This is a genomic window from Aeromonas encheleia, from assembly GCF_900637545.1.
In the GTDB taxonomy this organism is placed as follows: Bacteria; Pseudomonadota; Gammaproteobacteria; order Enterobacterales; family Aeromonadaceae; genus Aeromonas; species Aeromonas encheleia.
On record NZ_LR134376.1, the window covers coordinates 846,235 to 859,880 of the forward strand.

Sequence of the window (13,646 nt, forward strand, 5' to 3'; positions counted from 1 at the left end):
CCATCTGACGGGAACCCTCATTGGGGTTCCCGTCTCCATTGGCCCCAGTCAATATTATTGATTTAATTAATTTTATTCCTCGCAGTTCACCCTTCGGTTTCTAAGCCTAATTCAGTCTCAAAGTGGTCTATCCGTTCGAATTTTCTCACTGGTTTATGGTCGGATTCGCGGGCACATTAGACGCTGGAAATTTTTGCCCATTGGTATTCAGGAGAAAGCATGAGCAGCCACAACATCGTATTGGATCAGGACGTCGTCGTTACCCAGCTGAAAGGCAAAGTCTATCTGGTTGCCGCGGATGGGAGCCAAACACTGCTGACCGAAGGCGATGTGCTTCCCAAGGATGCGGTGGTGCTCAGCCCGGATGGGGCCAGCTTCCAGGGGGGCAGCGAAACCTTCACCCTGAGCCCGACCAAGGAGCTCGAACCGGCCGCGGATGATGCCTCCTTGCTGACGCAGAACGGGCCGGCGGGGACTCCTGATGATGTTGCGGCCTTGCAGCAGGCCATACTGGCAGGCACAGATCCGACCCAGGCCTTTGAGGCTTCAGCCGCCGGCGGGGCACCGGCTGCGGGCAACATTGGCGGTGTCGAGGGTTCCAGTGGCAACGGCGGCTTCGTCAGCATCGACCGGACCGGGGATGTGACCATCGCCGCCGCTGGCTTCGATACCGCCAACCCGGACGAGGTCGGTGTCATTGCCGAGGCGCGGGGTGGAGAGGACGAGAACGCCGACCTCACGGCGCCCGTCATCACGGTGTCGGCACCGGACAACACCAACGACAACACCCCGACGCTGACGGGGACCACGGATGCCGATCCTGGCAGCACCGTGACCCTGCTGGTCACCGATGCCGGTGGCAAGCAGCAGACCCTGATCACCACGGTCAAGCCGGATGGCACCTTCAGCGTGGATGTCGTCACCCCGCTGACCGACGGTAACTACACGGTGACGGCCTCAGTGACCGATCCCTACGGCAATACCGGCACCGCCACCGATGATGGCAGCGTGGACGGCACGGCGCCTTCTGCACCGCTGGTGGACATTCAGGATGGCGCGGACAACGTCATCTCCGCCAACGAGCGGGAGCATGGGGTGGATGTCATCATCCACCTGCCTGCCGACGCCAAGGCGGGCGATCGCCTCGATGTGGACTGGAATGGTGATGGCGTGCCTGACAGCAGCTCCATCCTGACCACAGATGACATCAACAAGGCGCAGGTCAATCTGACCATCCCCACGACCGATCTGCCGATCAACGGCCCTATCTCGGTTGATGCCACCCTGACCGATCCGGTGGGCAATACCTCGCCCAAAGGCACCGACAACAGCATAGTGAACGCCCCACCCTCGCCCGTGAATGATCAGTTCAGCGTGGCGGAGGATGGCACAGTCACCATCAATGTGACCGGCAACGATACCGATGTCGACGGCGATCGCCTGACCATCAACGCCATCAACGGCCAGACCATCGCCGAAGGCGGCTCCGTGGCCATCGACAATGGCACCGTGACCCTCAGCAATGGTCAGCTGGTCTTTACGCCAGCACCAGATTTCAATGGCAGCATCTCCTTCGAATACACCATTACCGACGGCTTGCACAACGCTACCGCAGGGGTGACAGGTACCGTCACCGGCGTGAACGATGCGGCCGTGATCAGCGGTGCCGACCACGGCGCGGTGTTGGAAGACGAGAGCAAACCGACCCTGACCGAGACCGGCACCCTGAGCGTGACCGACGTGGACGGGGCGGACGAGGCCGAGTTCAAACCGGGCCTGGGCGCGCCGAGTGCCAATGCCCTGGGCAGCCTGACCATTGCCGCGGATGGCAAGTGGAGCTATGAGGTCGCCAACAGCAAGGTGCAGTACCTGGGCGCGGGCGAGACCAAGGTCGAGACCTTCACCGTACAGAGCCTGGATGGCACCAGCCACACCGTGACCATCACCATCACCGGCGTCAATGACGGTGCGGTGATTGTGGGTGATGACAGCGGTGCGGTGACCGAAGACCTGAACGTGGTCAGCGGTAAGCTGACCGAAACCGGCAGCCTGAGCGTGACCGACGTGGACGGGGCGGACGAGGCCGAGTTCAAGCCGGGTGTAGGCGCGCCGAGTGCCAATGCCCTGGGCAGCCTGACCATTGCCGCGGATGGCAAGTGGAGCTATGAAGTCGCCAACGACAAGGTGCAGTACCTGGGCGCGGGCGAGACCAAGGTCGAGACCTTCGTGGTTGAGAGCCTGGATGGCACCAGCCACACCGTGACCATCACCATCACCGGCGTCAATGACGGTGCGGTGATTGTGGGTGATGGCAGCGGTGCGGTGACCGAAGATCTGAACGTGGTCAGCGGTAACCTGACCGAAACCGGCAGCCTGAGCGTGACCGACGTGGACGGGGCCGATGAGGCCGAGTTCAAGCCGGGTGTGGGTACCCCGAGTGCCGGCGCCCTGGGCAGCCTGACCATTGCCGCGGATGGCAAGTGGGACTATCAGGTCGCCAACGACAAGGTGCAGTACCTGGGCGAAGGCGAGACCAAGGTCGAGACCTTCACCGTACAGAGCCTGGACGGCACCAGCCACACCGTGACCATCACCATCACCGGCGTCAATGACGGTGCGGTGATTGTGGGTGATGGCAGCGGTGCGGTGACCGAAGACCTGAACGTGGTCAGCGGTAACCTGACCGAGACCGGCAGCCTGACCCTGACCGACGTGGACGGGGCCGACGAGGCCGTGTTCAAACCGGGCCTGGGCGCGCCGAGTGCCAATGCCCTGGGTAGCCTGACCATTGCCGCGGATGGCAAGTGGAGCTATGAAGTCGCCAACGACAAGGTGCAGTACCTGGGCGAAGGCGAGACCAAGGTCGAGACCTTCACCGTACAGAGCCTGGATGGCACCAGCCACACCGTGACCATCACCATCACCGGCGTCAATGACGGTGCCGAGATCAAGGGTGATGACCGCGGTGCGGTGACCGAAGACCTGAACGTGGTCAGCGGTAACCTGACCGAGACCGGCAGCCTGAGCGTGACCGACGTGGACGGGGCCGATGAGGCTGAGTTCAAGCCGGGTGTGGGCGCGCCGAGTGCCAATGCCCTGGGTAGCCTGACCATTGCCGCGGATGGCAAGTGGAGCTATGAAGTCGCCAACGACAAGGTGCAGTACCTGGGCGAAGGCGAGACCAAGGTCGAGACCTTCACCGTACAGAGCCTGGATGGCACCAGCCACACCGTGACCATCACCATCACCGGCGTCAATGACGGTGCCGAGATCAAGGGTGATGACCGCGGTGCGGTGACCGAAGACCTGAACGTGGTCAGCGGTAACCTGACCGAGACCGGCAGTCTGAGCGTGACCGACGTGGACGGGGCCGATGAGGCTGAGTTCAAGCCGGGTGTGGGCGCGCCGAGTGCCAATGCCCTGGGTAGCCTGACCATTGCCGCGGATGGCAAGTGGAGCTATGAAGTCGCCAACGACAAGGTGCAGTACCTGGGCGAAGGCGAGACCAAGGTCGAGACCTTCACCGTACAGAGCCTGGATGGCACCAGCCACACCGTGACCATCACCATCACCGGCGTCAATGACGGTGCCGAGATCAAGGGTGATGACAGCGGTGCGGTGACCGAAGACCTGAACGTGGTCAGCGGTAACCTGACCGAGACCGGCAGTCTGAGCGTGACCGACGTGGACGGGGCCGATGAGGCTGAGTTCAAGCCGGGTGTGGGCGCGCCGAGTGCCAATGCCCTGGGTAGCCTGACCATTGCCGCGGATGGCAAGTGGAGCTATGAAGTCGCCAACGACAAGGTGCAGTACCTGGGCCAGGGTGAGACCAAGGTCGAGACCTTCGTGGTTGAGAGTCTGGATGGCACCAGCCACACCGTGACCATCACCATCACCGGCGTCAATGACGGTGCCGAGATCAAGGGTGATGACCGCGGTGCGGTGACCGAAGACCTGAACGTGGTCAGCGGTAACCTGACCGAAACCGGCAGCCTGACCCTGACCGACGTGGACGGGGCCGATGAGGCCGAGTTCAAGCCGGGTGTGGGCGCGCCGAGTGCCAATGCCCTGGGCAGCCTGACCATTGCCGCGGATGGCAAGTGGAGCTATGAGGTCGCCAACGACAAGGTGCAGTATCTGGGCACGGGCGAGACCAAGGTCGAGACCTTCACCGTACAGAGCCTGGACGGCACCAGCCACACCGTGACCATCACCATCACCGGCGTCAACGACGGTGCGGTGATTGTGGGTGATGGCAGCGGTGCGGTGACCGAAGACCTGAACGTGGTCAGCGGTAACCTGACCGAGACCGGCAGCCTGAGCGTGACCGACGTGGACGGGGCCGACGAGGCTGAGTTCAAGCCAGGTGTAGGCGCGCCGAGTGCCGGCGCCCTGGGTCAGCTGGAGATCGATGCGGCTGGCAAGTGGAATTATGAAGTCGCCAACAGCAAGGTGCAGTACCTGGGCCAGGGTGAGACCAAGGTCGAGACCTTCACCGTACAGAGCCTGGATGGCACCAGCCACACCGTGACCATCACCATCACCGGCGTCAATGACGGTGCGGTGATTGTGGGTGATGACCGCGGTGCGGTGACCGAAGACCTGAACGTGGTCAGCGGTAACCTGACCGAAACCGGCAGCCTGACCCTGACCGACGTGGACGGGGCCGATGAGGCCGAGTTCAAGCCGGGTGTGGGCGCGCCGAGTGCCAATGCCCTGGGCAGCCTGACCATTGCCGCGGATGGCAAGTGGAGCTATGAGGTCGCCAACGACAAGGTGCAGTACCTGGGCACGGGCGAGACCAAGGTCGAGACCTTCACCGTACAGAGCCTGGATGGCACCAGCCACACCGTGACCATCACCATCACCGGCGTCAATGACGGTGCCGAGATCAAGGGTGATGACCGCGGTGCGGTGACCGAAGACCTGAACGTGGTCAGCGGTAACCTGACCGAGACCGGCAGTCTGAGCGTGACCGACGTGGACGGGGCCGATGAGGCTGAGTTCAAGCCGGGTGTGGGCGCGCCGAGTGCCAATGCCCTGGGTAGCCTGACCATTGCCGCGGATGGCAAGTGGAGCTATGAAGTCGCCAACGACAAGGTGCAGTACCTGGGCGAAGGCGAGACCAAGGTCGAGACCTTCACCGTACAGAGCCTGGATGGCACCAGCCACACCGTGACCATCACCATCACCGGCGTCAATGACGGTGCCGAGATCAAGGGTGATGACCGCGGTGCGGTGACCGAAGACCTGAACGTGGTCAGCGGTAACCTGACCGAGACCGGCAGCCTGAGCGTGACCGACGTGGACGGGGCCGATGAGGCTGAGTTCAAGCCGGGTGTGGGCGCGCCGAGTGCCAATGCCCTGGGTAGCCTGACCATCGATGCGGCTGGCAAGTGGGACTATCAGGTCGCCAACGACAAGGTGCAGTACCTGGGCGAAGGCGAGACCAAGGTCGAGACCTTCACCGTACAGAGCCTGGATGGCACCAGCCACACCGTGACCATCACCATCACCGGCGTCAATGACGGTGCCGAGATCAAGGGTGATGACCGCGGTGCGGTGACCGAAGACCTGAACGTGGTCAGCGGTAACCTGACCGAGACCGGCAGTCTGAGCGTGACCGACGTGGACGGGGCCGATGAGGCTGAGTTCAAGCCGGGTGTGGGCGCGCCGAGTGCCAATGCCCTGGGTAGCCTGACCATTGCCGCGGATGGCAAGTGGAGCTATGAAGTCGCCAACGACAAGGTGCAGTACCTGGGCGAAGGCGAGACCAAGGTCGAGACCTTCACCGTACAGAGTCTGGATGGCACCAGCCACACCGTGACCATCACCATCACCGGCGTCAATGACGGTGCCGAGATCAAGGGTGATGACCGCGGTGCGGTGACCGAAGACCTGAACGTGGTCAGCGGTAACCTGACCGAAACCGGCAGCCTGACCCTGACCGACGTGGACGGGGCCGATGAGGCCGAGTTCAAGCCGGGTGTGGGCGCGCCGAGTGCCAATGCCCTGGGCAGCCTGACCATTGCCGCGGATGGCAAGTGGAGCTATGAGGTCGCCAACGACAAGGTGCAGTATCTGGGCACGGGCGAGACCAAGGTCGAGACCTTCACCGTACAGAGCCTGGACGGCACCAGCCACACCGTGACCATCACCATCACCGGCGTCAACGACGGTGCGGTGATTGTGGGTGATGGCAGCGGTGCGGTGACCGAAGACCTGAACGTGGTCAGCGGTAACCTGACCGAGACCGGCAGCCTGAGCGTGACCGACGTGGACGGGGCCGCCGAGGCCGTGTTCAAGCCAGGTGTAGGCGCGCCGAGTGCCGGCGCCCTGGGTCAGCTGGAGATCGATGCGGCTGGCAAGTGGAATTATGAAGTCGCCAACGACAAGGTGCAGTACCTGGGCCAGGGTGAGACCAAGGTCGAGACCTTCACCGTACAGAGCCTGGATGGCACCAGCCACACCGTGACCATCACCATCACCGGCGTCAATGACGGTGCGGTGATTGTGGGTGATGACCGCGGTGCGGTGACCGAAGACCTGAACGTGGTCAGCGGTAACCTGACCGAAACCGGCAGCCTGACCCTGACCGACGTGGACGGGGCCGATGAGGCCGAGTTCAAGCCGGGTGTGGGCGCGCCGAGTGCCAATGCCCTGGGCAGCCTGACCATCGATGCGGCTGGCAAGTGGAGCTATGAAGTCGCCAACGACAAGGTGCAGTACCTGGGCGCGGGCGAGACCAAGGTCGAGACCTTCACCGTACAGAGCCTGGACGGCACCAGCCACACCGTGACCATCACCATCACCGGCGTCAATGACGGTGCGGTGATTGTGGGTGATGACCGCGGTGCGGTGACCGAAGACCTGAACGTGGTCAGCGGTAACCTGACCGAAACCGGCAGCCTGAGCGTGACCGACGTGGACGGGGCCGACGAGGCTGAGTTCAAGCCGGGTGTGGGTACCCCGAGTGCCGGCGCCCTGGGTCAGTTGGAGATCGATGCGGCTGGCAAGTGGAATTATGAAGTCGCCAACGACAAGGTGCAGTACCTGGGCCAGGGTGAGACCAAGGTCGAGACCTTCACCGTACAGAGCCTGGATGGCACCAGCCACACCGTGACCATCACCATCACCGGCGTCAATGACGGTGCCGAGATCAAGGGTGATGACCGCGGTGCGGTGACCGAAGACCTGAACGTGGTCAGCGGTAACCTGACCGAGACCGGCAGCCTGAGCGTGACCGACGTGGACGGGGCGGATGAAGCCGAGTTCAAACCGGGCCTGGGCACCCCGAGTGCCGGCGCCCTGGGTCAGCTGGAGATCGATGCGGCTGGCAAGTGGAATTATGAAGTCGCCAACGACAAGGTGCAGTACCTGGGCGAAGGCGAGACCAAGGTCGAGACCTTCACCGTACAGAGCCTGGATGGCACCAGCCACACCGTGACCATCACCATCACCGGCGTCAATGACGGTGCGGTGATTGTGGGTGATGGCAGCGGTGCGGTGACCGAAGACCTGAACGTGGTCAGCGGTAACCTGACCGAAACCGGCAGCCTGAGCGTGACCGACGTGGACGGGGCCGACGAGGCTGAGTTCAAGCCGGGTGTGGGTACCCCGAGTGCCGGCGCCCTGGGTCAGTTGGAGATCGATGCGGCTGGCAAGTGGAATTATGAAGTCGCCAACGACAAGGTGCAGTACCTGGGCCAGGGTGAGACCAAGGTCGAGACCTTCACCGTACAGAGCCTGGATGGCACCAGCCACACCGTGACCATCACCATCACCGGCGTCAATGACGGTGCGGTGATTGTGGGTGATGGCAGCGGTGCGGTGACCGAAGATCTGAACGTGGTCAGCGGTAACCTGACCGAAACCGGCAGCCTGAGCGTGACCGACGTGGACGGGGCCGATGAGGCTGAGTTCAAGCCGGGCCTGGGCGCGCCGAGTGCCAATGCCCTGGGCAGCCTGACCATTGCCGCGGATGGCAAGTGGAGCTATGAGGTCGCCAACGACAAGGTGCAGTACCTGGGCGAAGGCGAGACCAAGGTCGAGACCTTCACCGTACAGAGCCTGGATGGCACCAGCCACACCGTGACCATCACCATCACCGGCGTCAATGACGGTGCCGAGATCAAGGGTGATGACCGCGGTGCGGTGACCGAAGACCTGAACGTGGTCAGCGGTAACCTGACCGAGACCGGCAGCTTGAGCGTGACCGACGTGGACGGGGCCGACGAGGCCGAGTTCAAACCGGGCCTGGGCGCGCCGAGTGCCAATGCCCTGGGTAGCCTGACCATTGCCGCGGATGGCAAGTGGGACTATCAGGTCGCCAACAGCAAGGTGCAGTACCTGGGCCAGGGCGAGACCAAGGTCGAGACCTTCACCGTACAGAGCCTGGATGGCACCAGCCACACCGTGACCATCACCATCACCGGCGTCAATGACGGTGCCGAGATCAAGGGTGATGACCGCGGTGCGGTGACCGAAGACCTGAACGTGGTCAGCGGTAACCTGTCCGAGACCGGCAGCCTGAGCGTGACCGACGTGGACGGGGTGGACGAGGCCGAGTTCAAACCGGGCCTGGGCGCGCCGAGTGCCAATGCCCTGGGCAGCCTGACCATCGATACCGCTGGCAAGTGGACCTACAACGTGGCCAACGGCGACGTGCAGTACCTGAAAGAGGGTGAGACCAAGGTCGAGACCTTCACCGTGCACAGTGCCGACGGCACCAGCCACGAGGTGGTCATCACCATCAATGGCACCAACGATCTGCCTACCCTGGCCATTTCCAATGGGGCCGTGGTGTCCGAAGAGGGTCTGGCAAACGGGATTGCCGACACGACCGGCAACTTGGATACCACGAATGGCACCAGCATGTCCGGCACCCTGTCCGTCGGTGACGTGGACAGCGGTACGCTTGATATCTCCCTGGGTGGACCCGCCGGGTTGACCTCCGGCGGTGCCGAGGTTCACTGGAACTGGGATGCCGGCAGCAAGACGCTGGTCGGCTATACCGGCACCATGGGAACTGGCGATTACAACGAGGTGGTCGAGGTCACACTCACAGCGCCAAATGGCAGCGGCAAGGGTGACTGGTCTTATGATCTGACCCTCAAGGGGCCGCTCGATCATGGCGACAGCAGCCGGGAGGACCAGCTGCCGTTCCAGCTGGACGTCAAGGTCTCCGATGGCATTGGCACCACCACTGGCAAGCTGAATGTCACCGTCGAGGATGATGCCCCCATCGCCGGGGATGCCGCCGCCGTGGCGGTGACCAAGACCGATATTCCGAACCCCCTGACCGGGTTGTTTGACTTGACCAAGTACAGTGGCAACCAGAAGAGCCTGGATATGGCTGGCTTTACCATCACCGCCATGGGCTTTACCTCGGCGACCAACTCAGACCTGATCGATGCCAATGTCAATGGTACTTACTACGGGCTGGGGGTCTCCAGCGTGGCGGCGCCGAACCTCAATCTCGCCAACGAGATCGATTTCCGTCACTTCGCAGACGGTACTTCCGCTTCCGAAGAGTTGATCGTCAAGCTGGATCCGGGCACCGTCGCCTATGGCGTCAACATCAAGTTCAGCCAGATGTTTGGTGGTGAGCTGGAGAGCGGGGTGGTCGAGTTCTACCGTGACGGCCATTTGATCGGCACCCAGAGCTTCAGCTCCAACGCTGCTGGCGGCGACTATGCCGGGAACTTCCAGGTGCAGCAGGGTGGCTTCGATACCATGGTGATCAAGGCCACCAACAACGGTAATCATACCTACTCCGACAACAGTGACTTCACCGTGAAGAGCATCGAGTTCCTTGGCTCTACCACGGAACAGGCCATCGCCTACGGCTCCGGCACCGTGGCCCCGCAGTGGGGCGCGGATGGCCAGGGACACCTGCAGCTGCTTGGCTCGTCCGAAACCAGTTTGACCACCGCCACGGGTCAGTCGATCACCACCTCCATGGAGTCGCCCAATACCCTGGTCGGCAAAACCAGCGATGGCACCCTGGTATTCCGTCTGGAGTTCACTCCGGCCACCGGCAAGTGGGAGTTCTTCCAGTATCAGAACATGTCCAAGCCGTTCGGCGATGGGGATATCGACTTCCAGTTCAAGGCGGTGGATGCGGATGGCGACGCCAGCACCGGCTCCTTCGCCACCAAGCCGCTGTTCACGCCTATCGTGCAGTCGGTCTCGGCCGACAGCGTGACTGAGGGGGGCAGCCTGCATCACACAGTGACTCTGTCTGACCAGACTCAGGAAACGACCCAGTATGATTTCGCCATCAATGGCAGTGGCGGCCATCCGGCATCCGGCCTCGATTGGAGTCGCGCCCAGTTCAGCAATGGGGTGACCTACGACAGCGCCACCGGCAAGCTCACTGTGCCGGCCGGGGTCTCCGGCTTCACCGTGACCATCCCGACGGTGGATGATCGTCTGGTCGAGTCGAACGAAACGCTGACGGTGACTGTGGGTGGCCAGAACGGCATCGGCACCATCATCGACAACGATCGGGCACCGACCACAGTGGGGGGTCACAGCGTCGGGGCGGAAGATCAGCTGCAGGTACTGAAGTGGGCTCAATTTGGCGCCACTGACGATCAGGCCGCCGGCGATCTCGGCGTGAAGATCGGCACGCTGCCGCTCAATGGCAAGCTGGAGTACCTCAATGCGGCCGGCCAATGGATTGCCGTGAAGGCGGGGGATCTCATCTCCCATGCCGACATCGACAGCGGCCACCTGCGTTTCGTGCCTGGGGCCAACGAGTCGAGCTCCAGCGCCGCCAATGGCCATGGGGCCGATACCGGCAACCTGCATGGGGACTATGCCAGCTTCGACTTCCAGATCAGCGACGGTGCCAACCTCAGCAATGGTGGCAAGCTGGTGATCGATGTGACGGCCGTGGCCGACAAGCCGACGGTCGACATCAGCCTCACGGGCAATGGCATACCGCTTTACAGTCAGAGCTTCCCGAGCGCCGGGATCACCAGCAGCCAGTTCCAGTCAGGCAACTTCAACAAGGGGGCCTTCGGGATCACCAAGACCCTGTCGGACAGTACAACAGGTCAAGATACTGTTGTTGGCACCGCTGGTAACGACTACATGGTTAGCCAGAATGGGGGGGGCGATCACTTTACCGGTGGTCTGGGTAACGACGTACTGGTTGGCGGTAACTCCGCACAGGGAGATACCCTTACCGGCGGTGACGGCGATGACATTTTGGTCGCGGGCCTTGGCCATGATGGCCTCTATGGTGATGCCGGAAATGACATTGCCGTATTGGCGGGCAACCGGGCCGACTATGCGATCAAGAAGGGCACGGGTTATTCGACCAACGATCGCTGGTTCGATTTCAGCGTAAACGAGCATGGCGCCGGGGTGACCAAGGCGCTGCACAGCATCGAGTATGTGCAGTTCGACGATGGCATCTACCGGATTGATCAGAGCACGGGGGAGTTGACCCTGGTGCCGCCGACCGTGGTCGATTATCCGGTTGAGATCAATGCCTCCCTCACGGATCGCGATGGCAGCGAGGTGTTCGACAGCCTGGTGCTGAGCGGCATGCCGCAGGGCGCCCAGCTCTATCACAATAACCAACTGCTGGGCACCGCCGGGGCCGACGGCAAGATCACCCTTGCTGCCGGTAGCGGTCTGTGGAGTGCGGGTGCGCTCGATGTGAAACTGGGCGGGCTGACCCTGCGGGTGCCGGGTGCCGAGGCCGGCCAGGTCGATCTGAGGGTGGAAGCCATCGCCAAGGAGGCGGGCACCGACCAGATCAGCACGGCCACCGATGACGACAGCATCCGCCTGAACTACTTCGCTACTACCGAAGGGGAGCCGGGCGACCAGAACCGGACCTATGGCAGCGAGCACAACATAGTGGTCGGCGATCTGGATGGCAGCGTGGTGCTGCCGGGCCAGAACTACAACATCGCCTTCATGGTCGACAGCTCCGGCAGTATCGGCACTAGCGCCATGGAAACCATGAAGTTACAGCTGACTCAGGTGTTTGCTACCCTCAAGGCCAGCGCGGGTACCGAGGGGGCGGGCAAGGTCAATCTGTTCCTGGTGGACTTTGATTCCCAGGCCAACAAGTCGATCAGCGTGGATCTGAAAGACCCCAACGCCTTGACCAAGTTGCAGGCTGTCATCGATAGCATGGATGGCAGTTATTGGAACGGCGGCGCGACCAACTATGAGGATGTGCTCAAGACCACATCCAACTGGTTCAACAGCGACGTGGCCAAGAACAATACCAACGCCAAGAATCTGACCTATTTCATCACCGATGGGGCACCTAGCACCTATTTCGATTATGAAAAACTGAATCCGATCGTCAATACGAAGACGAACGAGGGGCTCGATGCGTTCGTCAACGTCAACAATTACGTTAAGGGAGAGGCCTTCTACGCCAACATCGGCGGTGAAAACAGGTTGCTGATTGATGCGAGCGGCAAAGTCTACCAATGGTCATACAGCAGCAACGGCAATCATGGCAATGGCAAATGGAGCTCCACTCCTATCGGTACTCTGCGTGCCCAGGGTGATGGCACCTTCGAGATCTCCACTTCTTACAACGATAATTATTGGGCATTGCAGAATGCGCTGGCCGTGTTGCCACTGCTGGCGGCCAATAACGTGATCTTGCAGGCCATCGGTATTGGCAGCAATGTCTCTATCGCTACCCTGAAACAGTTCGATAGCGACCAGATTGTGCAGTCCAACGTGTCGGCCAACGATCTGGCCAATGCCATCCTGGGCACCTCCATCAACAACCTGCCAGGGGCCGACAAGTTCGATGGCGGGGCTGGCGACGATATCCTGTTCGGTGATGCGGTGCACTTCGCCGGGATCCAGGGGGAAGGCTATGAGGCCATCAAGAGCTATGTGGCGGGTCAGCTTGGCCGCACGGATGTGCTGGATGCCGACGTACACAGTTACATCCAGGGTCATGCCGCCGAATTTGATCAATCCTCCAGCAATGACAAGGCGGATATGCTGATCGGGGGGGATGGCAACGACATCCTGTTCGGTCAGGGTGGCAACGACATTCTGGACGGTGGGGCCGGCAATGACATCCTGTTCGGTGGGGCCGGTGACGATACCTTGTTTGGCGGTCTGGGCAATGACCATCTCTCAGGTGGCAGCGGCAACGACACTCTGTACGGTGGCGTCGGCGACGACAGCCTCAGCGGCGGTCTGGGCAACGACATCCTGACCGGGGGACTTGGCAACGACATCCTGAAGGGGGATGCGGGTGCCGATACCTTCAGCTGGATGCAGGGCGACACCACGGCAGGCACGGTAGCCAAGGATTACGTCGTCGACTTCTCCAAGGCGGAGGGGGACAAGCTGGATCTGAGCGATCTGCTGGACCACGATGGCAGCAAGACGGAGAGCTCACTGAAGGGCCTGCTCTCGGTCTTCCAGGACAACGAAGGGGTGCATCTGCAGGTCAAAGAGAGCAGCACTGCCCCGGTCACCCAGGAGATAGTGCTGACGAACCATACCTTCGACAGCCTGACCGGTGGCTCTGCTTCCACCTCCGGGCAAGTCATCGACTACATGCTGAGCAACCATCTGCTGGAGATCGACAAGCACTAACGCCTGTTCGGTATCCCTAGTAGCGCTAAGAAGCGGCAGAGCAA

The 13,646-nt window shown here is 61.9% G+C and carries 1 protein-coding gene; it reads left to right on the forward strand.

Annotated features, from left to right (window positions below; genetic code table 11):
• The first annotated feature begins 219 nt into the window (after positions 1-219).
• Complete coding sequence (locus EL255_RS04080; RefSeq protein WP_126623267.1) at positions 220-13,602, forward strand: retention module-containing protein; 13,383 nt, start codon at positions 220-222, stop codon at positions 13,600-13,602.
• Positions 13,603-13,646 lie beyond the last annotated feature (44 nt).

Excerpts from the sequence above, each read along its gene's own strand:
- EL255_RS04080 (WP_126623267.1), top strand. The coding sequence starts at position 220 with ATGAGCAGCCACAACATCGTATTGGATCAGGACGTCGTCGTTACCCAG.